16 protein-coding genes and 1 pseudogene are annotated in these 20,495 nt (G+C 69.2%); 9 read left to right on the top strand and 8 right to left on the bottom strand.

All coding sequences use genetic code 11. The features are described from left to right. Positions 1-129 precede the first annotated feature (129 nt). The 6 genes from AC07YS_RS22915 to AC07YS_RS22890 all read left to right on the top strand — a co-directional run bounded on the left by AC07YS_RS22915 (position 130) and on the right by AC07YS_RS22890 (position 5,616). Complete coding sequence (locus AC07YS_RS22915; protein WP_056582994.1) at positions 130-1,002, top strand: branched-chain amino acid ABC transporter permease; 873 nt, start codon at positions 130-132, stop codon at positions 1,000-1,002. Position 1,003: 1 nt separating this feature from the next. Then, complete coding sequence (locus AC07YS_RS22910) at positions 1,004-1,990, top strand: branched-chain amino acid ABC transporter permease (protein WP_495270023.1); 987 nt, start codon at positions 1,004-1,006, stop codon at positions 1,988-1,990. Further along, a complete protein-coding gene (locus AC07YS_RS22905) occupies positions 1,987-2,751 on the top strand; it encodes an ABC transporter ATP-binding protein (RefSeq protein WP_062470612.1) in 765 nt (254 codons plus the stop codon). The genes AC07YS_RS22910 and AC07YS_RS22905 overlap by 4 nt, the downstream gene beginning before the upstream one ends. After that, complete coding sequence (locus tag AC07YS_RS22900) at positions 2,744-3,451, top strand: ABC transporter ATP-binding protein (RefSeq protein ID WP_307694244.1); 708 nt, start codon at positions 2,744-2,746, stop codon at positions 3,449-3,451. The genes AC07YS_RS22905 and AC07YS_RS22900 overlap by 8 nt, the downstream gene beginning before the upstream one ends. Positions 3,452-3,489: 38 nt before the next feature. Beyond that, positions 3,490-5,193, top strand: a complete 1,704-nt coding sequence (locus AC07YS_RS22895; RefSeq protein ID WP_495270024.1) for a tannase/feruloyl esterase family alpha/beta hydrolase — start codon at positions 3,490-3,492, stop codon at positions 5,191-5,193. Positions 5,194-5,316: 123 nt separating this feature from the next. Then, a complete protein-coding gene (locus AC07YS_RS22890; RefSeq protein WP_070059654.1) occupies positions 5,317-5,616 on the top strand; it encodes a putative quinol monooxygenase in 300 nt (99 codons plus the stop codon). 9 nt (positions 5,617-5,625) lie between these two features. On the opposite strand, the gene AC07YS_RS22885 is transcribed toward AC07YS_RS22890, so the two are convergent. From AC07YS_RS22885 to AC07YS_RS22865, 5 genes and pseudogenes are all read right to left on the bottom strand, one after another. Then, a complete protein-coding gene (locus AC07YS_RS22885) occupies positions 5,626-7,998 on the bottom strand; it encodes a TonB-dependent siderophore receptor (protein ID WP_495270025.1) in 2,373 nt (790 codons plus the stop codon). 153 nt (positions 7,999-8,151) lie between these two features. Beyond that, entirely contained in the window at positions 8,152-9,489 is a 1,338-nt protein-coding gene (locus AC07YS_RS22880) for a sigma-70 family RNA polymerase sigma factor (protein WP_495270026.1), read from the bottom strand. 130 nt (positions 9,490-9,619) lie between these two features. Further along, positions 9,620-10,339, bottom strand: coding sequence for a DsbA family protein (locus AC07YS_RS22875; RefSeq protein ID WP_495270031.1), 720 nt, complete (start codon positions 10,337-10,339; stop codon positions 9,620-9,622). A 2-nt stretch (positions 10,340-10,341) separates the two neighbouring features. Further along, positions 10,342-11,235 (bottom strand): annotated as a pseudogene (locus tag AC07YS_RS22870) (MBL fold metallo-hydrolase); the annotation flags it as partial. Positions 11,236-11,354: 119 nt separating this feature from the next. Further along, positions 11,355-12,272, bottom strand: coding sequence for a LysR family transcriptional regulator (locus AC07YS_RS22865; protein WP_487849267.1), 918 nt, complete (start codon positions 12,270-12,272; stop codon positions 11,355-11,357). 100 nt (positions 12,273-12,372) lie between these two features. On the opposite strand from AC07YS_RS22865, the gene AC07YS_RS22860 reads away from it, so the two are divergent. Genes AC07YS_RS22860 through AC07YS_RS22850 form a run of 3 tightly spaced genes read left to right on the top strand, consistent with a single transcriptional unit; the run spans position 12,373 to position 15,554 of the window. Then, positions 12,373-13,320 (top strand): hydroxymethylglutaryl-CoA lyase, encoded by a 948-nt coding sequence (locus AC07YS_RS22860; RefSeq protein ID WP_495270027.1) that lies wholly within the window; start codon positions 12,373-12,375, stop codon positions 13,318-13,320. Continuing rightward, positions 13,317-14,516 carry a CaiB/BaiF CoA transferase family protein gene (locus AC07YS_RS22855; RefSeq protein ID WP_095744605.1) on the top strand — a complete coding sequence of 400 codons (1,200 nt, stop codon included), beginning with the start codon at positions 13,317-13,319 and terminating at the stop codon, positions 14,514-14,516. The genes AC07YS_RS22860 and AC07YS_RS22855 overlap by 4 nt, the downstream gene beginning before the upstream one ends. A gap of 39 nt (positions 14,517-14,555) precedes the next feature. Continuing rightward, positions 14,556-15,554, top strand: coding sequence for a tripartite tricarboxylate transporter substrate binding protein (locus tag AC07YS_RS22850; protein ID WP_307694239.1), 999 nt, complete (start codon positions 14,556-14,558; stop codon positions 15,552-15,554). 48 nt (positions 15,555-15,602) lie between these two features. Here the strand turns inward: AC07YS_RS22850 and AC07YS_RS22845 are convergent, their stop codons facing one another. From AC07YS_RS22845 to rpoD, 3 genes are all read right to left on the bottom strand, one after another. Further along, a complete protein-coding gene (locus AC07YS_RS22845; protein WP_159272592.1) occupies positions 15,603-16,730 on the bottom strand; it encodes an HPP family protein in 1,128 nt (375 codons plus the stop codon). Between the two features lie 13 nt (positions 16,731-16,743). After that, positions 16,744-17,982: a multidrug effflux MFS transporter gene (locus AC07YS_RS22840; RefSeq protein WP_062470580.1), complete on the bottom strand. Its 1,239-nt coding sequence runs from the start codon at positions 17,980-17,982 to the stop codon at positions 16,744-16,746. A 107-nt stretch (positions 17,983-18,089) separates the two neighbouring features. Next, complete coding sequence (gene rpoD / locus AC07YS_RS22835) at positions 18,090-20,453, bottom strand: RNA polymerase sigma factor RpoD (protein WP_495270028.1); 2,364 nt, start codon at positions 20,451-20,453, stop codon at positions 18,090-18,092. Positions 20,454-20,495: the final 42 nt, after the last annotated feature.

Below are 20,495 nucleotides of genomic sequence, written 5' to 3'. Positions count from 1 at the left end.
GCACTGGGTGCTTCCCGCAGCGAAATCAAGGAGGAGGGCGAAGCCCGGGGGACATTCGCGGAGGGAAGTACCCGGTGTCCTGAGCACGCACCCTGAACGAACCGCATCCGAACGCACGTACCAGACAACATGCTGACCATTCTTTTCGACGGCATCGCCTACGGCATGCTGCTCTTCGTCCTCGCCGTGGGGCTGGCCGTGACGCTCGGGCTGATGAACTTCATCAACCTCGCGCACGGCGCCTTCGCCATGGCGGGCGGCTACCTCACCGTGTTCGCGATGCAGAAGTTCGGCGTGCCGTTCCTGGCCTGCCTGCCGCTCGCGTTCATCGTCGTCGCGCTGGCCGGCGCGCTGCTGGAGCGCACGCTCTACCGGCCGATGTACGGCAAGCCGCACCTGGACCAGGTGCTGTTCTCCATCGGGCTGGCGTTCATGGCCGTCGCGGCCGTCGACTACTTCGTCGGCTCGTCGCAGCAGAACCTGCAACTGCCCGAATGGCTGCGCGGGCGCAGCGAATTCGGCGACGGTGCGTTCCTGCTGGGCATGGGCCACTACCGCATCTTCATCATCGCCGTGTGCGCCGTGCTCACCGTGGTGCTGCAGCTCATCCTCTCGAAGACCCGCTTCGGTAGCCGCCTGCGCGCCGCCGTCGACGACCCGCGCGTGGCCGCCGGACTGGGCATCAACGTCAACATCGTGTTCCTGCTGACCTTCGCCGTGGGCTCGGGCCTGGCCGGGCTGGGCGGCGCGCTGGGCGCGGAAATCCTCGGGCTCGATCCGACCTTCCCGCTCAAGTACATGATCTATTTCCTCATCGTCGTCTCGGTCGGCGGCACCTCGTCGATCACCGGGCCGCTCGCCGCCGCGCTGCTGCTCGGCATTGCCGACGTGGCCGGCAAGTACTTCATTCCGAAGATGGGCGCGTTCACCGTCTACCTGCTCATGATCCTGATCCTCATGTGGCGGCCCCAGGGCCTGTTCACGCGCAAGGGGGGCCGTTGAGATGAGCGCGCCAACCTATGAATCGGCCCTGCTGCGCACCGCGCGCTGGCGGCCCTGGGAGTTCGTGGTCTGGGCCGTGGCCTTCGCGTTGCCGCTGGCCATGCCCTCGCACTCGCTGTTGGTCAACGAGATCGCCATCGTCGCGCTGTTCGCGATGTCGCTCGACCTGATCCTCGGCTACACCGGCATCGTGTCGCTCGGCCACGCGGCCTTCTTCGGCTTCGGCGCGTACGCCGCCGCGCTGTTCGCCAAGCTCGTCATGCCCGACCCGACCGTCGGCCTCGTGTTCGCCACCGTGCTGTCGGCCGTGCTGGGCCTCGTGGCCAGCGTGACCATCCTGCGCGGCAGCGACCTCACGCGGCTCATGGTCACGCTGGGCACCGCGCTGCTGCTGCTCGAACTCGCCAACAAGCTCGACTGGCTCACCGGCGGCGCCGACGGCCTGCAGGGCGTGGTGATGGGGTCGGTGCTCGGCCTCTTCGAATTCGACCTGTATGGCCGCACGGCCGCCTGGTACTCGCTGGCCGTGATGCTCGTGCTGTTCCTCGTGATGCGCCGCATCGTGCATTCGCCCTTCGGCGCCACGCTCAAGGCCATCCGCGACAACCGGCTGCGCGCCATGGCCATCGGCATCCCGGTGGTGTCGCGGCTCGCCGTGGTCTACACCGTGGCCGCCGGCATCGCGGGCGCCGCGGGCGCGCTGCTGGCGCAGACCACCGGCTTCGCCTCGCTCGACGTGCTGGCCTTCGACCGCTCGGCCGACGTGCTGCTGATGCTGGTCATCGGCGGCGTGGGCTGGCTGTATGGCGGCGTGGCCGGCGCCATCGTCTTCAAGTTGCTGCAGACCTGGCTGTCGTCGGTGACGCCGCAGTACTGGATGTTCTGGATCGGCCTCATCCTCGTGCTGCTGGTGCTCGTGGGACGCGACCGCCTGCTCAAGCCGTGGACATGGTTCGGCACTGCGAAGAAGAAGGGCGGTGCGGCATGACCACCGACACCGTGCTCTCGACGCAAGGCCTCGTGATGCGCTTCGGCGGCATCACGGCCACGAACAACGTCACGATGGAACTGAAACGCGGCGCGCGCCATGCGCTGATCGGCCCGAACGGCGCCGGCAAGACCACGCTGATCAACCTGCTGACGGGCGTGCTCACGCCCACCGAAGGCCGCATCTCGCTGCTCGGCGAAGACATCACCACGCTCGCGCCGCACAAGCGCGTGGCGCGCGGGCTGGTGCGCACCTTCCAGATCAACCAGCTCTTCGACTCGATGACGCCGCTGGAAACGCTGGCGCTCGTGGTGTCTCAGCACAAGGGCATCGGCGCGCAATGGTGGCGCCCGCTGGGAGCGGACAAGCGCATCGCCGAGCGGGCCGGGCAATTGCTGGAGCAGTTCCACCTCGCCGACGTCGCGCAGCAGCAGACGAAATTCATGGCCTACGGCAAGCGCCGCCTGCTGGAGATCGCCATCGCGCTGGCCTGCGAACCGCGCGTGCTGCTGCTCGACGAGCCGGTGGCGGGCGTGCCCGCCGGTGAGCGCGAAGAGCTGCTGCAGACCGTGGCCGCGCTGCCGGCCGACGTGTCGGTGCTGCTCATCGAGCACGACATGGACCTGGTGTTCAGCTTCGCCGACCGCATGACCGTGCTGGTCAACGGCGCGCTGCTGACCGAGGGCGACCCCGAGACGATCGCCAACGACCCGAAGGTCAAAGAGGTCTACCTGGGCCACGGAGAACATGCCCATGTCTGAACTGCTGCGCATCGAGAACTTGAGCGCCGGCTACGGCGAGGCCGTGGTGCTGCACGACGTGGCCTTCACGCTCGGCGAGGGCCAGACGCTTGCGCTGCTGGGCCGCAACGGCACCGGCAAGACCACGCTCATCAACACGCTGGCCGGCGCCACGCGCCAGCACGGCGGCACCATCGCGCTCGGCGGGCAGGCGGCGCTGCACAAGCTGCAGCCGCACCAACGCGCGGCGGCGGGCATCGGCTGGGTGCCGCAGGAGCGCAACATCTTCAAGTCGCTCACGGTGCACGAGAACCTCACGGCCGTGGAGCGCCCGGGCCAGTGGAACCCGCAGCGCGTCTACGAGATGTTCCCGCGCCTGGCCGAGCGCAAGACCAACCTGGGCACGCAGCTGTCAGGCGGCGAGCAGCAGATGCTGGCCGTGGGCCGTGCGCTGGTGCTCAACCCGAAGCTGCTGCTGCTCGACGAGCCGCTCGAAGGCCTGGCGCCCATCATCGTGGAGGAGCTGCTGCGCGCCATCCGCCGCATCACGCGTGACGAAGGCCTGGCCGCGATCATCGTGGAGCAGCACCCGCAGGCGATCCTCGCGATTTCCGACCACGCCGTGGTGCTCGACCACGGGACCATCGTGCATGCCGACACGGCCGCGGCGCTGCGTGCGCAGCCGGAGGTGCTCGATCGGCTGCTGGGCGTGGCGCGGTAGCAGCGGCCGATCACAAATAACAACCAGGAGACAGACAGATGGCGATCCCCCAGACAGTGTTCAGCGGGGGCGCCATGCTGGCGACCGCCGCCTTGCTCGCCGCATGCGGCACGGCCCCGACCGGCCCCACGCGCCTGGGCCTCGGCGCCGATCCGGCCCCCGCTTGCGCGGCGCTCACCGCGCCGGTGGCGGCCACCGCCATCGGCCTGCCCAGCGGCGCGGCGACGATCGACTCGGCAGCGCTCGTGCCGGCGTCTGCATTGGCCGTGGCCGAGCGCGGCCCCAGCCCCGCGTCGCGCATCACGCCGGCAATGCCCGCGTACTGCAAGGTGCTCGGGCGCATCGCACCGGTCGACGCGAGCGCGCCGCCGATCCTGTTCCAGGTCAACCTGCCGCTCGCATGGAACGGGCGCAGCGTGCAGTACGGCGGCGGGGGCTTCAACGGCACGCTGATCACCGGCCTGGCGCTGGTGCCCGCCGCGCGCTTCGACCTGCCCACCCCGCTGGCGCAGGGCTATGTGACCTACGGCACCGACTCCGGTCACCAGAACGTGCAGGGCCAGCCGCCGCAGGCCTTTGCGCTCAACGACGAGGCGCTCGTGAACTTCGCGCATGCCTCGTACAAGAAGGTGCGCGACGTGGCGGTGGCGCTGACGCAGCGCGCCTACGGCCACGCGCCGCAGAAGCTCTACTTCATGGGCAGTTCCGAAGGCGGGCGCGAGGCGCTCACGATGGCGCAGCGTTATCCGCATGACTTCGACGGCATCTTCAGCCGCGTGCCGGTGATCAACTGGACCGGGCTGCAGCATGCGGGCACGCGCAACGGCATCGCCACCTTCGGCGAAGGCTGGCTGCGGCCCGCGCAGGTGCAGCTGGTGCACAACGCGGTGCTCGCGTCGTGCGATGCGACGGATGGCGTGGCCGACCGCATCGTGTCGAACCCGGTGGCCTGCCTGCAGCGCTTCGACCCCGCCACCCTGCGCTGCGCAGCGGGCACGAGCGGCGACAACTGCCTCAACGACGCGCAGGTGCAGGCGGTGCGCACGCTGCGCTCGCCGTGGCGCTCGCCCGTGCCGCTGGCGCATGGCGTCACCGAGTACCCGGGCTGGGGCATCGGCGGTGAAGGTACGCCGGCCTTCGCCTCGATGGGCGGCTGGAACGCGTGGTGGACCGGCTCCGCCGCGCCGACCGTGCCGCCGCAGCCGAGCAACGGCATCGCGTGGTTCTATGGCAGCGGCGCGCTGCAGTATTTCTACGCGCGCAATCCGTCGCTCGACGTGCGCAACTACCGCGCCGAAGACTTCGCGGCCCGCATCGCCACCGTGTCGCAGCTGATGGATTCGACCAACCCCGACCTCAGCGCCTTCCATGCGCGCGGCGGCAAGCTGCTGATGCTGGAGCACATGGCCGACTACGCGCAGAGCCCGTTCGCGGGCATCCGCTACTACGAGTCGGTGGTGGCACGCATGGGCCGCGAGAACGTGGACCGCTTCATGCGCCTGTACACCGCGCCCGGTGTCGACCATGTGGGCAGCGGCGCACCGGCCAACGTCGACATGCTCGGCGCGCTGGCCGACTGGGTCGAGCGCGGGCGTGCGCCGGCCGGGCTGCAATTGCTTGAACAGGAAGTGCAGCCGCCGTTCAAGACCACGCGTGCGCGTCCGCTGTGCGAGTGGCCGCTGTGGCCGCGCTACGTGAATGGCGATGCGTCGCAGGCGGCGAGCTTCCAGTGCAGCCGGTAGCGCTCGCTTGAAGCGGTCGCGATATTCAAGGGGCAGTTGAAGGAGTTTCGGGGCGAGGGGGCTTTTTCATGTGCGGGTGTCGCCGCAGACTGCAGGCATCCGAACTCCACAACGCACCGACCCATGAGCACCACGCCCCTCATCAGCATCGCCGTCCTGAAGGCCAAGACCGGCCAGCGCGAGGCGCTGCGCGACGCCCTGAGCGCGCTGGTGGCGCCCACGCGGCAGGAGCCCGGCTGCCTCGACTACACCTTGTTCGAGCTGCGCGACGAGCCCGGCAGCTTCTACATGCGCGAGTCGTTCCAGGACCAGGCAGCGCTGGACGCGCACTTCGCCACGCCGTATTTCCAGGCCTTCGAAAAGCGGTTCGACGCGCTGCTGGACGCGCCGATCCGGCTGGTGTTCCTGGAGAAGGTCGCCTAGGCGCCGGCCTCAGAACTGGTACTTCGCGCTCGCGACCACCGCGCGATCGCTGCCGGGGTAGTACTTGCTGTACGCGCGCGATGCGGCGTACTGGCGGTTGGCCAGGTTCGTGGCGCTCAAGGCGAAGCGCCACGGCCCGCGCTTGTAGTGCACCGTGGCGTCGAGCAGCGCGACGCCGCCTTCGGACGAGGTGTTGCCCACATCGTTCCAGCGCTTGCCGATGTAGCGCACGCCGCCGCCGAAGCCGAAGCCGCTGGCCATCGTGTAGTCGAGCCAGAGCGAGGCCGTGTTGCGGGGCACCTGGATCGGTGTCTTGCCGCGCTCGGTCTCGTTGGCGCTTTCGCGCACCTTGGTGTCGAGCCAGGTGTAGGAGGCCGTGAGGTTCAGGTCGCGTGCCAGCTCGGCCTTGGCTTCGAGTTCGAGCCCGCGTGAGCGGATGCGGCCGATCTGGCGCGCCTCGAAGGTGTTCTGGTCGTAGGTCACCACGTTGGATTTGCGCAGGTCGAACACGGCCGCGGTGAACAGCGCGCGCGTGCCCTCGGGCTGGAACTTGACGCCGGCCTCCACCTGCTTGCCACGGCTCGGCCGGAACGGCGTGCTGTTCAGGTCGACGCCGCTGGTCGGCATGAAGGATTCGGCGTAGCTGAGGTACGGTGCCCAGCCGTTGCCGACGAGGTAGCTCAGGGCCGCACGGCCGCTGAACTTGTCGTCGGTCTGTGTCGTGCGCTCGCCCTTCAGCCGGTCGTAGGTGGCGGACTTGACGTGGTCCTGCCGTCCACCGAGCGTGAGCAGCCAGTGGGGGCCGAATTTGATCTGGTCCTGTGCATACACGCCGAGCTGCTCGGTGGTCTGCGTGAAGTTGCTGTCGGGCCGGAACGGCTCCGCCACCGGCAGGCCGTTGACGGGAAAGCGCAGGTCCAGGCTCGGCGCCGGCCCCGAGAACTGCTTGGCCGTGTACCGGACGCGCGACCAGTCGACGCCGAACAGCAGCGTGTGCTCGACGTCGCCGGTGCGCACGCGGCCCTGCAGCTGCGTGTCGGCGGTCCATTGGTTGACCCACTCGGGGGCGAAGCGCGCGGTTCGCCGCAGCGTGTAGCCGTCGGGCGCGAGGTTGACGACCACGTGGTGCTTGTCGGTGTCGAAGCTGAAGTAGCGCGTGTTCTGGCGCACTGTCCAGTCGTCGTTGATGTGGTGCTCGAACAGGTAGCCGAGCGACGATTGCTGCTGCTTGATCCGGCTGTAGTTCGGTTCGCCCTGGATGAGCCCGGTGTCGCGCCCCTTCGCGTCGGTCACGTTGAAGGTGTCGTCGCTGGCATCGCTCTTCAGGAATTCGCCGAGCAGGGTGAACGAGGTGGCGGCCGACGGCTGCCAGCGCAGCGAAGGCGCGAGGTAGCTGCGCTTCACTTCGGCGGGGGCGCCGTTGGGGTAGCGCTGCTGGCTGTTGCTGTCCAGCTCGACGCCCACGAGGCGGTAGCTCAGCGTGTCGCTCAGGGCGCCGCCCAGGTCCACGGCCAGTTGCTTGCGCTGGAAGCTGCCGTACTGCACTTCGATCTCGCGCGTGGGCGTGCTGCTCGGCATCTTGCTGACGCGGTTGACGATGCCGCCCGCATCGCCCAGCCCGAACATCACCGACGACGGGCCGCGCAGCACCTCGACGCGCTCGACGCCGTAGGGCTCGGTCAGCGAGTAGGCCGGCAGCAGCAGGCCGTCGCGGTACATGGCGTTGCCTGCGGTGGCGTCGAAACCGCGCAGCAGCAGCCAGTCGATGCCGCGTGCGTCGTAGCCCCAGTTGCCGGCGACCACGCCCGGTGCGTAGCGCACGGCTTCCATCACGGTCTGCACGCCGCGCGCTTCGAGTTCTTCGCGGCCGATGACGGAGATCGACTGCGGCACTTCGAGGATCGGCGTGTCGGTCTTGGTGGCGCTCTGGCTGCGCCGGGCGACATAGCCCGGCACCGGGCCCAGGCTGGTTTCGAGTTCGGCCGTGGCGCTCACGGTCACGGCCGGCAGGGTGGCGCCGGCGGCGCTTGGCGCTTTCTCGATCACCAGCGTGCTGCCCGCCACGCGGCCGGCCAGCCCGCTGCCCTGGAGCAGTTGCGCGGCGGCGGCCTGCACGCTGAGGCTGGCCTGCACCGGGCGGCCCTGCAGGCCCTGCAGCAGGCCCGGCGCCGCCAGCAGCTGCACGCCGGCCTGGCGCGCAAGCTGGTTCAGTGCCTGGTCCAGCGGCTGGGCGGGGATCGAGAAGGCGATGGTGGCGCCGGCGGCGGGCGGTGTCGCGCTCTGAGCCCAGGTGGTCTGGCTGGCTTGAGCGACCAGGCACAGCACGGCCGCCGCGATCAGGTGGCGCCGGCCGGCGGGGAGAAGAAGGTGGCGGGAGGGCATGCGGTTCTCTCGGTTCAGGTCGGGGTCATGAAAATTCCGGGACGTCCGCAGGGCGGTTGTTCCGGGCTCCATGGACTGATACGACCGAGCGAGCGCAATCCCTCATGCAGATCGCAAGAAAGACAAGGCAAGGCCAGCAGGCGGATGCCGGCGTCAGGAGATCGGGCGGCGTTCGATGACCAGGGCGCGTTCCGCCCCGTCGTCTTCGCGCACCCGCACCGGCAGGCTGTTGGGCAGCAGGCGCAGCCAGGTGCCCGCTTCGGCGATGCGCACGCGCCCGAACACCGGGAGTTGCGCGGCCTCGGGCGCCACGCGCAGGGGGCGCGGGCTGTAGCGCGCCAGGCGCTCCACCACCTCGCCGAGCGGCTGGTGATGAAAGTCGAGCCAGCCGTCGCGCCACGGGGCCACGGCGCTGTTCACGGCGTCCGAGGCCGGTTGGGCGGTGGACAGCTGCAGCGCCGTGTCGATGAAGGCGCGGTCGCCCGCGCCGAGCACGCGCGCGTCGCCGCTCGCGCTGCGCACCCGCACCTGGCCCGATTCCACGGCGACGCGCACGCCGCCGTCCTGCAGCGCAACCTCGAAGCGCGTGCCCAGCACCGTGATCTCGTGGCCCAGGGCGCTGACGATGAAGGGGCGCGCCTCGTCGCGCGCCACGTCGAAGAAGGCGCTGCCGGCCAGCAGTCGCACGGTGCGGCGCGTGGCGAAGTACTGGACCTCGGCGCGGCTCGCGGCGTCGAGCGTGAGGCGGCTGCCGTCGGGCAGCGCCTGCCCCTGGATGCGGCCGATGGCGGTGGCCAGGGTGGCGCTGTAGCCGGGCATCCACTGGCGCCAGGCCTGCCAGAGTGCGGCGCTGCCGACGCTGAGGCCGCCCACGCCGAGCAGGGCCGACAGCGCGCGGCGCCGCCCGGCGCGCGCCGGTGCAACCTCGCCGCGCCAGCGGTGCAGCGCGGCCTCGACGCTGTCGAGCGCCCGCATCACCTCGCGCTCCACGGTCTTGATCGACACGCCGTGGCGGCGCGCCAGTTCGGCATGGCAGGCGCCGTCGAGCCGGTCGGCCAGGAAGATGTCGCGGCTGCGCGGCGGCAGGGCCCGCAACGCGGCATCCACCGCGTCGAGTGCCTGCCGGTGGGCGATGCCATCGGCCACGTCCCGTGTGCTGTGGTGGTCGTGTCCCGTCGTCAGCCCGGTGTCGGGGTCGACGGGGGCGGGGCTGAAGCGCTCCGCGCTGCGCTGGCGGCGGCGCAGGTGGTCGATGGCGAGGTTCTCGGCCACGGTGTAGACGTAGGCGCGCACGGCGGCCTCGGGCGGGGCGGGGTCGGCGGTGGTGTCGTCCCGCGCTTGCGCACGCTCGGCCAGCCGGACCCAGGTGTCGTGCGCCAGCTCCCGCGCCTCGTGCGGGCTGCCGGTGCGGCGCGCGATGAAGCGCACCAGTTCCTGGTAGCTGTCCTGGAAGGCTTTCAGCAGCGGGCTGGAGGAGAGTTGGGCGGACATGGGCTGGGGTGTGGCGCGCGAATCGCAGGAGAGTTATTGTCGAGAATAGTTCTCATTTGATGGCGGCATACCCGAATCGGCACCGTTCTGTGGTGAACGAGGCCATCGCCGGCCCAGACCGGCGATGCGGCTAGATTGCGCAGCCGTCGGGGCCGCACGCTGCAGGCGCTGCGGCTGAAGATGGCGCGGGCGCGACGAAGGTGGCGAGTTGCGCCTTCCAGTCGTCCGCACGCCCCAGCCACGGCCCGATGTCGATGCGCCCCGCGTTGCCGTCGGCCTGCGCCAGCACGAAGGTCGGAAAGCCCTGGCCGCCCGCGCGCTGCAGCAGGTCGCGGCTCGCGGCGATGTGGCGTGCGGTGGCGTTGCCCGTGTGCTGCGCGAAGGCCGCGGCGAAGGCGTCGGCGTCGAAGCCGAGTTCAACCGCCAGTTCGGCGAGTACGCCGGCCTCCGCGATGCGCCGACCTTCAACGTAGTGCGCCTGCTGCACGCGGTGCGCCATGTCCAGCCCGCCGCCGGCGCGCAGCGACTCGGCCGCCAGGATGGCGGTGATCGGCGGTTCGGAGTCCATCACCGCGCCGGTGTCGCGCAGCAGGCCTTCGAAGTAGGCCTCGCCGAAGGGCTGGCCCGTGAGTTCGGCGATCCGCCTGTCGTGCGGGATCACGTAGTCGCGCCACTGCGGCGTGATGGGGCGGCGGTTGGCGCCGGTCATCATGCCGCCGGCGTGCAGCTCGACGCGCAGGCCCGGCACGGTGCGCGCGGCCTCGACCAGCGGCGCGGCGGCGTAGCACCAGCCGCACAGCGGATCGAAGATGCAGTGCAGGGTGGCGGAGTCGGCGTTGTTGTTGGTTATTGCGGCCACTTCATTTCTCCCTTGATGACCTTGGCGCCCAGTTCGAGCGACGAGGCGTCTTCGAGCTTCGGGTAGCGCTGCTTCATGGCGGCGATCAGTGCGGCCGAGTCCTTGGCCTTGGTGGCTTCGGTCTCGAAGGCCTTCAGGTAGTCGCGCGTGAACTTCACCGACGCCACGGTGTAGGGCGCCGAGCCGTCGGCGTTCGGCAGGTAGTGGCCGGGCACGACGGTCTTGGGGTGCAGCGCGGCGATGCGGTCGAGGGTCTTGAGCCAGTCGCGGCGCGACTGCACCGTCTGCGTGTCGGCCACCCAGACGTGGATGTTGGCCGACACCGGAATGCCGCCGACCACCGCCTTCAGCGAGGGAATCCACGCGAACGTGCGCGCGGGCGAGGGGCCGTCCAGGCCGACGACCTGGATCTTCTTGCCTTCGAGCACGAGGCTGTCGCCGGCCAGCGGCTCGGGCACGACCAGCGCCTGGGGCGCGTTGTCCTTGAGGATCGGGCCCCAGTGCGCGAGCTTGCCGTCCTTGGAGGCCTGGATGGCGGCCACGGTCTGCGGCGTGGCGACGATCTTCGCGTCGGGGAAGGCGGCGCGGATCACGTCCAGGCCGAAGTAGTAGTCGGGGTCGCTGTGGCTGATGTAGACCGTGGTCAGCTTCTTGCCGCTGTCCTTGATCTTCTGCACCAGCGCCTGCGCGTCGTTGCGCTGGAACTGGGCGTCGACCAGCACGGCGTCGGTGGCGCCGGCGACCAGCACCGACGACACGGGGAACATCGACTTCGTGCCGGGGTTGTAGACGTCGATCTTCAGCGGCTGGGCGGCTTGGGCGGCGAGCGGCGCGAGGGCGAATGCGGCGGACAGGGCGGCGGCGGCAACGAGGGTTCTGCGGAACATGGCGGTGTCTTTCGGTCGATGGGTTGAGGGTGACAGCGTGAACAGACCGGATGTTAGGTTGCGCGAAACGAAACAAAAACCACCGCCAGCACAATGGATCGTTTCTGATATCGGACGAATCAGGCGGCTTCCGCGCGGTCCGTGGCGCAGCGCTCGAGGTGCGCGACCAGCAGCTGCGCCGAGGGCGACAGCGCCGCCTCGCTGCGAAAGCAGATCGCGAAACGCCGGCGCGCCCAGTCGTCGGTGAGCGGCATCAGCCGCAGTCCGAAGGCCTCGGTGAAGGGCCGGGCGACCTCCGCCGGCACGACGCTGATGGCCAGCCCGGCGCGCACCACGCGCAGCGCGGCGTCGAAGTTGGACACCAGCACGCGGTACACGAGCGGCTTGCCGGCCACGGCCGCCTCGCGCGCGAGCATCAGCTGCACGGCGCTGAGCGCGGGCATGCCGACGAATTCGTGGTCGAGCACCTGCTCGAAGCGCACCGCGTCATGGCGGGCCACGGGGTGCGACGGGTGGGCCACGATGGCCAGGTGGTCGGAGCGGTAGTCGCGCCGCTCCAGCCCGTCGAGGTCGGCCGCGTCCCAGCACAGGCCGATGGACGCGATGCCCTCGCGGATGCCGCGCACGATCTCGGGGCTCACGCGCTCTTCCATGTCGACGCGGATGTTGCGGTGCGCCGGGTCTTGCAGAAAGCCCGCCACGTCCTCGGCCAGCGACTCGGCCATGACCGAGGCCGACGCCAGGATGCGCACATGCCCGCGCGCGCCGCCCGCGTAGGCGGCCATGTCGCGCTCGATGCGGGTGGCGCTGCCGAGCATGGCGCGCGCGTGTTCGAGCAGCGTTTCGCCGGCCGGCGTGGGCACCACGCCGCGGCGCTTGCGCAGCAGCAGCGGCGTGCCGACCGTGTCTTCGAGCTGGGCCAGGCGCTTGCTGATCGCCGAGCCGACGATGTTCGCCTGCTCGCCCGCGCGCGCGATGCTGCGGCTGTCGCAGACAGCGACGAACAGGCGCAGGGTGGTCAGGTCGAGGTCTCTCATGAAGTTCCAATTTGGAAGCAAACGGCTTCCAAAATATACCTTCAGGACTGAATCGGAACTTCTACGATCGGCGTCATTCCCTCACGACGGAGACACGCTCTTGATTCACGCCTTCCTGCCGCCGCGCGCGGTCGTCCGCGAAGTGGGCCTGCGCGACGGGCTGCAAAGCATTGCCCGCGTGCTGCCCACGGCACGCAAGCTCGAATGGATCCGCGACGCGCACGCGGCCGGCCAGCGCGAGATCGAGGTCGGCTCGTTCGTGCCGGCGCACCTGCTGCCGCAACTGGCCGACACGGCCGAGCTGCTGGCGTATGCGAAGACGCTGCCGGGGCTTTTCGCCTCGGTGCTCGTGCCCAACCTGAAGGGCGCCGAGCGCGCCATCGCGGGCGAGGCCGACCTGATGATGGTGCCGCTGTCGGCCAGCCATGCGCACAGCCTGGCCAACCTGCGCAAGACGCCCGACGAGGTGGTGGCCGAGGTCGGCCGCATCCGTGCGGCGCGCGACGCGGCGGGCGCGAAGACGCTGATCGACGGGGGCGTGGGCACGGCCTTCGGTTGCACGCTGCAGGGCCATGTCGACCCCGACGAGGTGCTGCGCCTGATGCAGGCGCTGCTCGACGCTGGCGCCGACCGCGTGAGCCTGGCCGACACGGTGGGCTACGCCGATCCGGCCATGGTGCGCAGCCTGTTCGAGCGCGCACTGCGCATCGCGGGCGACCGCCTGTGGTGCGGGCATTTCCACGACACGCGCGGGCTGGGCCTGGCCAATGTCTACGCCGCGCTGGAGGTCGGCATCACGCGCTTCGACGCCTGCCTGGCCGGCATCGGCGGCTGCCCGCATGCGCCGGGCGCGAGCGGCAATGTCGACACCGAAGACCTCGTCTTCATGCTCGAGAGCATGGGCGTGCAGACGGGTGTCGATCTGCCGAAGCTGCTCGATCTGAGGAAGCGCGTGGCCGGCTGGCTCGACGGCGAGATGCTGCAGGGCACGGTGTGGCGCGCGGGCTTTCCGAAGACCTTTGCACCGTCGGAAGGCGTCGCCGCATGAGCACCGAAGCCAAACGCCTGCCGCTCGCGGGCATCCGCGTGGTCGAGTTCACGCACATGGTCATGGGGCCGACCTGCGGCATGGTGCTGGCCGACCTGGGCGCCGAAGTCATCAAGGTCGAGCCCATCGACGGCGACCGCACGCGGCACCTGCTGGGCGCGGGTGCGGGCTTCTTCCCGATGTTCAACCGCAACAAGAAGAGCATCGCGCTCGACCTGCGCCATCCGCAGGGGCTCGAGGCCGCGCTGCGCCTGTGCGCCACGGCCGACGTGGTGGCGCAGAACTTCCGGCCCGGCACGATGGACAAGTACGGCCTGGGCTACGCCGCGCTGGGCAAGCTCAATCCGCGCCTCGTGTACGTGAACCACACGGGCTTCCTGCCCGGCCCCTACGAGCACCGCACCGCGCTCGACGAGGTGGTGCAGATGATGGGCGGGCTCGCGTACATGACCGGGCGCCCCGGCGATCCGCTGCGCGCGGGCACGAGCGTGAACGACATCATGGGCGGCATGTTCGGCGCCATCGGCGCCATCGCCGCGCTGATGCAGCGCGCCGAAACCGGCCAGGGGCAGGAGGTGCAGTCGGCGCTCTTCGAGAACAACGTGTTCCTCGTCGGCCAGCACATGCTGCAGTACGCCATCACGGGGCAGGCGGCCGCGCCGATGCCCGAGCGCATTTCGGCGTGGGCGCTGTACGACGTGTTCACCGTGAAGGACGGCGAGCAGATCTTCCTGGCGGCCGTGAGCGACGCGCAGTGGAAGACCTTCTGCGATGCGCTGGGTTTCGACGACCTGAAGGCCGACGCCACGCTGCAGACCAACAACGACCGCGTGCGCCTGCGCCCGACCTTGCTGGCCGCGTTGCGCACCCGCCTGGCCGACCGTTCGGCCGCGGAGCTGTCGGCGATCTTCGAGGCGCGCGGCCTGCCGTTCGCGCCGATCACGCGGCCCGAAGACCTGTATGCCGATCCGCACCTGCAGGCCACCGGCGGCCTCGCCGACATCCGCCTGCCCGATGGCGAGCGGGCCGGCGAGATGGCGCAGACCACGCTGTTCCCGATCACGCTCGGTGGCGAGCGCCTGGGCGTGCGCCTGCATCCGCCGACGCTGGGCGAGCACACGCGCGCGCTGCTGGCCGAGCTGGGCTACGCGCACGAGCAGGTCGAGGCGCTGCATGCCGAAGCGGCCGTGGCCTGATTCTTCAAGCACCGACAAAGACAAAGAGAGACAAGACCCATGAGCCCGATTCCGTTTTCCTCTTCTTCATTCAACCGCCGTGCGCTGCTCGGCCTGGGGGTGTCGGCGGTCGTGCTGTCGGCCGCCCGCCCGGTGTTCGCGCAGGGCGGCGACAAGCCCGTGCGCTTCATCCTGCCGATCAGCGCGGGCTCGGGCGTGGACGCCATCGCGCGCGCCGCCTCGGTCGCGCTCGGCAAGGCGCTGGGCCAGCCGGTGGTGATCGAGAACCTGCCGGGCGCCGGCGGCATCACCGGCACCTCGGCCGTGATCAAGGCGCCGCCCGACGGGTTCACGCTCGGCATGGTGTCGAACAACCACGTGATCAACCCGAGCGTGTTCAAGAAGATGCCCTTCGACGCCATCGCCGACATCACGCCCATCAGCGTGGTCGGCGCCACGCCGCTGGTGCTGGCCGTGAACCCGAAGCTGCCGGCGAAGAACGTGAAGGAACTGGTGGCGTTGCTGCGCGCGAAACCCGAGGGCTACAACTACGCCTCGTCGGGCAACGGCACCATCATCCACCTCGCGGGCGAGATGTTCATGGACGAGGCCGGCGTGAAGGCGCGGCACATTCCGTACAAGGGCACCGGGCCGATGGTGACCGACATGATCGCGGGCCAGGTCGAGATGGGCGTGGTCGCGCTGCCGGCGGTGCAGCCGCATCTGAAGAGCGGCGCGCTGCGCGCCATCGGCCTGTGCGGCCCGGCGCGCTCACCGGCCGCGCCCGAGATTGCGACGATCGCGGAGCAGGGGCTGCCGAACTACGCGGTCGAGGGCTGGTTCGCGGTGATCGGCCCGCCGAAGATGCAGCCGGCCGACGTGAAGCGCGTGCACGAGGCCATCGTGGCCGCCTTTGCCGCGCCCGAGGTGCGCGAGGCGATGGACAAGCAGGGCAACATCGTCAAGCCCACGTCGCCCGAGCAGGCGGCGAGCTACTTCCGCAGCGAGGCCGCGCGCTATGCGGCGCTGGTGAAGAAGGCGAACGTGGTGCTGGAGTGAAGCCTTGCGCCTTCCCCTTCGCGAGAAGGGGGAGGCGAGGTGCGGGCGCTACGCCGGGCTCACCGCGCGGTACAGCGCCCGCACGAAATCCGACTGCGTGATCATCCCCGTCAGCCGCTTCTCTTCATCGATGATCGGAATGTGGTGGTGCCCGCCTTCGGAGAACAGCGGCACCAGCTCGACCACCGGCCGGTCGGCGCTGGCCACGCGCACCTGGCGCGTCATGATCTGGCCGACCACCTCGGGCTTGTTCGACATCACCGTGCGCGTGGCGCGGATCAGGTCGCGCAGCCGGCCGGCGATGCCGTCGTGGTGCTGCAGGTCGAGCTGGCGGAAGAAGTCGGCCTGCGTGACGATGCCGACCACGCGGCGCGTGCGGTCGGTCACCGGCAGCGCCTTGATGCGGTGCTGGTGCATCAGCGTCCAGGCTTCCTGCAGCGGCGTGCCGAACTCCACCGAGATCGGCGTGCGCGACATGATGTCGGCGCAGTGCAGCGTGCCCAGGCGGCGCTTGTATGACTCGAGCTCGGTCTGTTGAATGAGCGATTCGAGGTCGTCGCGGCTGATGTCGAGCACCTGGTTGTAGCGCGCCAGCACGGCGTCGATGTCGGCCTGGCTGAAGCGTGCGTCGGGCGAGGGCGGGCGCGCCACTTGCACGTGCGGATAGCGCCGCCCCGTGAGCGTGTTGTAGGCCACGCCGGCCAGCACCAGCAGCAGCGAGTTCACGAGCACCGGGAACAGCGCCGCCGAAAAATCGGTGGTGTGCGTGAGCACCGCCAGCAGCGCCGCCGCGCCGCCGGGCGGGTGCAGGCAGCGCGTGAAGAACATCAGGCCGATGGCCAGCGCCACGGCCACGGCGGCGGCCACGGCGGTGTCGGGAATCCAGCTGGCGCAGGCGATGCCCACCAGCGTCGACAGCGTGTTGCCGCCGATCACCGACCAGGGCTGCGCCAGCGGACTGGCGGGCACGGCGAACACGAGCACGGCGGTGGCGCCCATCGGCGCGACCAGCCACACCGCATGCTCCAGCGGCACGGCCAGCCAGCGGCACAGCAGGCCGGTGATCAACAGCCCGATGCCTGCGCCGCCCACGGCGCGCAGGCGCTCGCGCGCGTTGACGTTGGAAGGGCCCGGGAGCCAGGCGCGCAGATAGGTCCACAGTGCGGCGAATCGCATCCCCCCGTCCCCCTCAGGCTTCTTCGTGGGCCACCCGACGCCCGATGTCGGGCCAGCGGTGGTGCAGCCAGACCCAGGCGACCAGCCCGATCGTGAGCATCAGCGCGGAGGTGAGAGCCAGTGCCAGCGTGGAGTGCATCACCAGCGGCGCCACCGCGCCGGCCACGACGCCGTTGGCGGTGGAGCCGATCACGGCCTGCAGCGACGAGGCCATGCCGCGGCGCTCGGGGTGCAGGTCGAGCACCAGCAGCGTGACCACCGGCACCATCAGCGCCCAGCCGAAGGCGAACACCGCCAGCGGCCACACGGCCCAGGCCACGTGCGCCTGGAAGAAGATGTTGGCCACCACGTTGACCACCGAGGTGACCATCATGATCAGGAAGCCGTCACGGATCTGCCGCTTGGGCGCCACCTTGCCGGCCATGCGGCCGCTGGCGCGCGCGCCGAGCATGATGCCGCCGATGGTCAGCAGGAAGAACCAGAAGAACTGCTGCGGCTGCAGCGCCAGGTGGTCGCCCAGGAACGCGGGCGCGGCCAGCACGTAGAGGAACATGCCGTTGAAGGGCACGCCGCTCGCGAAGGCCAGCAGCAGAAAGCGCGGGTCGGAACACAGGTCGCGGTAGCCGCGCATCAGGTGGCGCACCTGGAAGGGCTGGCGGTGGTCCTTGTGCAGCGTCTCGGGCAGCAGCTTGTAGTTGGCGACGAACAGCACCACGCCCACGGCCACGAGGAACCAGAAGATCGAGTGCCAGCCCGCGTGCACGAACAGGAAGCCGCCCACGATGGGTGCGATGGCCGGCGCGACGCCAAAGTAGATCGTGACCTGGCTCATCACCCGCTGCGCCTCGGCCGGCGGGAACATGTCGCGGATGACGGCGCGCGACACCACGATGCCGGCGCCGGTCGACAGGCCCTGCAGGCCGCGGAACAGCACCAGCTGCGTGATGTTCTGCGACAGCGCGCAGCCCAGCGAGGCCAGCGTGAACACCGCCAGCCCCCACAGCACCACGGGCCGGCGGCCGAAGCTGTCCGACAGCGCGCCGTGGAACAGGTTCATGAAGGCAAAGCCGAACAGGTAAGCCGACAGCGTCTGCTGCATCTCGGCCGGCGTGGCGCCGATCGATTTCGCGATGCCCGAGAAGGCCGGGATGTAGGTATCGATGGAGAAGGGCCCGAGCATGCCCAGCACGGCGAGCAGCACGGCAAGCGCCCAGCGCGGGGCTTGCCAGAGTTTGTCTGCGTCGGGATTCATGGAAAGGCGGCTCCGTTGTACTTGTGTGTTGTGTGTCGGTGGAAAACGAGAACGCCCGCCGCCCGGGTGAGGGGCAAGGCGGGCGCTTGGGCTTCAGCGAACCTGGATTACAGGGTGTCGATGAAGCTGCGCAGCTTGTCGGAACGCGACGGGTGCTTCAGCTTGCGCAGTGCCTTGGCTTCGATCTGGCGGATGCGCTCGCGGGTCACGTCGAACTGCTTGCCGACTTCTTCCAGCGTGTGGTCCGTGCTCATCTCGATGCCGAAGCGCATGCGCAGCACCTTGGCTTCGCGCGGCGTGAGGGAGTCGAGGATGTCCTTGACCACGTCGCGAAGACCCGCTTGCATGGCGGCCTCGATGGGGGCCGTGTTGCTGCTGTCCTCGATGAAATCGCCCAGGTGCGAATCGTCGTCGTCGCCGATGGGGGTTTCCATCGAGATCGGCTCCTTCGCGATCTTCATGATCTTGCGGATCTTGTCTTCCGGGATCTCCATCTTGGCGGCCAGGATGCCGGCGTCGGGCTCGAAGCCGAACTCCTGCAAGTGCTGGCGCGAGATGCGGTTCATCTTGTTGATCGTCTCGATCATGTGCACCGGGATGCGGATGGTGCGCGCCTGGTCGGCGATCGAGCGGGTGATGGCCTGGCGGATCCACCACGTCGCGTAGGTCGAGAACTTGTAGCCGCGACGGTATTCGAACTTGTCGACCGCCTTCATCAGGCCGATGTTGCCTTCCTGGATCAGGTCCAGGAACTGCAGGCCGCGGTTGGTGTACTTCTTGGCGATGGAGATCACGAGGCGCAGGTTGGCCTCGATCATTTCCTTCTTGGCATCGCGCGAGGACGATTCGCCCTCGTTCATGCGCTTGTTGATGTCCTTGAGCTCGGTCAGCGGCACCACCACGCGCGACTGGATGTCGGTGAGTTTCTGCTGCAGTTCCTGCACCGGCGGGATGTTGCGCGCGAGCACGGCGCTCCAGGGCTTGCCGGCCGCGGCCTGCTTCTCGACCCACTTGAGGTTCAGCAGGTTGGAGGCGATGCGGTTGCCGTTCTTGTCGAAGCCGCTGAAGTCGCGGATGAACTCGTCCTGCGGGAAGCCGCACTTGTCCACGATGATGCGGCGCAGTTCGCGTTCCTTCTTGCGCACGTCGTCCACCTGGGTGCGCACCAGGTCGCACAGCTTCTCGATGGTCTTGGCCGTGAAGCGGATGGTCATCAGCTCGTCGGACACGGCCTGCTGGGCCTTGGTGTACGCGGGCGTGCCGTAGCCTTCCTTCTCGTAGATCTTGTGGATCTTCTCGAACATCTCGGCGATGCGGTCGAAGCGCGAGAGGGCTTCGTTCTTGAGTTCTTCGAGCTTCTTGGTCAGGGCCTTGGAGCCGCCCTTGCCGTCGTCGTCGTCTTCTTCGTCGAATTCGTCGAAGTCTTCTTCGGCCACGTAGTCGTCGGCCTCGTTGGGGTTCGAGAAGCCGTCCACGATGGTCGAGATGACGACCTTGCCTTCACGGATCGTCGCGGCCATTTCGAGGATCGCGGCGATGGTGGCGGGGGAGGCCGAAATGGCTTCCATCATGGCCATCAGGCCGCCTTCGATGCGCTTGGCGATTTCGATTTCGCCTTCGCGCGTCAGCAGCTCGACCGTGCCCATTTCGCGCATGTACATGCGGACCGGGTCGGTGGTGCGGCCGAATTCGCTGTCCACCGTGGACAGGGCGGCTTCGGCTTCTTCTTCGGCTTCTTCCACCGTGGTGGCGGTGGGCGCGGTGTTGTTCAGCAGCAGGGTTTCGGCGTCGGGCGTCTGCTCGTACACCGCCACGCCCATGTCGTTGAGCATGGTGACCACGACTTCCATGGTCTCGGCGTCGACCAGCTTGTCGGGCAGGTGGTCGGAGATTTCGCCGTGCGTGAGGTAGCCGCGGGTCTTGCCCAGCGTGATCAGGGTCTTCAGGCGCGAGCGGCGCTTGGCCAGGTCTTCTTCGGAGAGCACGGTCTCGTCGAGGCCGAACTCCTTCATCAAGGCGCGTTCCTTCGCCTTGCTGATCTTCATGCGCAGCGGCTTGACCTTCTCTTCGGTGGTCGCGACGGCCGCGGGCTCGTCACCGGCCAGGTCTTCCTCGATGTCCGACAGGTCGATGTCGCTCTCGCCGGCTTCCTTGGCGGCCTTGGGCTTGCGCCCGCGCTTGGCGCCGGTGGCGGGCGTGGCGGCAGCGCCGGCGGCCTTGGGCGGACGGCCAACTTTCTTGGCGGCGGGGGCAGCCGTGGCAGTGGCCGCGGCTTTTTTTGGATCGTCGAGAGAGGTCGATTTCGTGGGCACGGTTTTCACTTTCGTTGCGGCTGCCGTTTTGGACGCGGCGGCAGCCGTCTTGGTTGCCGGTTTGGCACCGGCTTTCAGCGGTTTCTCTGCTGCGGGCTTGGTGGCAGCGCTCTTGGCGCTTTTGGCAAGTGAAGGAGCAGGCTTCTTTGAACTGGGCATACGACCTCGTTACGACAAGAAAAGACAAGCGGGATCACAGGC

This window comes from Variovorax sp. GW458-11-26-14-LB1 (assembly GCF_059423965.1).
The sequence above is the reverse complement of the archived record's forward strand: the minus strand, read 5'-3'. Positions and strand labels throughout refer to the sequence as shown.

Excerpts from the sequence above, each read along its gene's own strand:
- AC07YS_RS22845 (WP_159272592.1), bottom strand. The coding sequence starts at position 16,730 with ATGCGATTCGCCGCACTGTGGACCTATCTGCGCGCCTGGCTCCCGGGC.
- rpoD (WP_495270028.1), bottom strand. The coding sequence starts at position 20,453 with ATGCCCAGTTCAAAGAAGCCTGCTCCTTCACTTGCCAAAAGCGCCAAG.
- AC07YS_RS22880 (WP_495270026.1), bottom strand. The coding sequence starts at position 9,489 with ATGTCCGCCCAACTCTCCTCCAGCCCGCTGCTGAAAGCCTTCCAGGAC.
- AC07YS_RS22865 (WP_487849267.1), bottom strand. The coding sequence starts at position 12,272 with ATGAGAGACCTCGACCTGACCACCCTGCGCCTGTTCGTCGCTGTCTGC.
- AC07YS_RS22850 (WP_307694239.1), top strand. The coding sequence starts at position 14,556 with ATGAGCCCGATTCCGTTTTCCTCTTCTTCATTCAACCGCCGTGCGCTG.
- AC07YS_RS22885 (WP_495270025.1), bottom strand. The coding sequence starts at position 7,998 with ATGCCCTCCCGCCACCTTCTTCTCCCCGCCGGCCGGCGCCACCTGATC.
- AC07YS_RS22840 (WP_062470580.1), bottom strand. The coding sequence starts at position 17,982 with ATGAATCCCGACGCAGACAAACTCTGGCAAGCCCCGCGCTGGGCGCTT.
- AC07YS_RS22890 (WP_070059654.1), top strand. The coding sequence starts at position 5,317 with ATGAGCACCACGCCCCTCATCAGCATCGCCGTCCTGAAGGCCAAGACC.
- AC07YS_RS22905 (WP_062470612.1), top strand. The coding sequence starts at position 1,987 with ATGACCACCGACACCGTGCTCTCGACGCAAGGCCTCGTGATGCGCTTC.
- AC07YS_RS22915 (WP_056582994.1), top strand. The coding sequence starts at position 130 with ATGCTGACCATTCTTTTCGACGGCATCGCCTACGGCATGCTGCTCTTC.
- AC07YS_RS22900 (WP_307694244.1), top strand. The coding sequence starts at position 2,744 with ATGTCTGAACTGCTGCGCATCGAGAACTTGAGCGCCGGCTACGGCGAG.
- AC07YS_RS22910 (WP_495270023.1), top strand. The coding sequence starts at position 1,004 with ATGAGCGCGCCAACCTATGAATCGGCCCTGCTGCGCACCGCGCGCTGG.
- AC07YS_RS22895 (WP_495270024.1), top strand. The coding sequence starts at position 3,490 with ATGGCGATCCCCCAGACAGTGTTCAGCGGGGGCGCCATGCTGGCGACC.
- AC07YS_RS22855 (WP_095744605.1), top strand. The coding sequence starts at position 13,317 with ATGAGCACCGAAGCCAAACGCCTGCCGCTCGCGGGCATCCGCGTGGTC.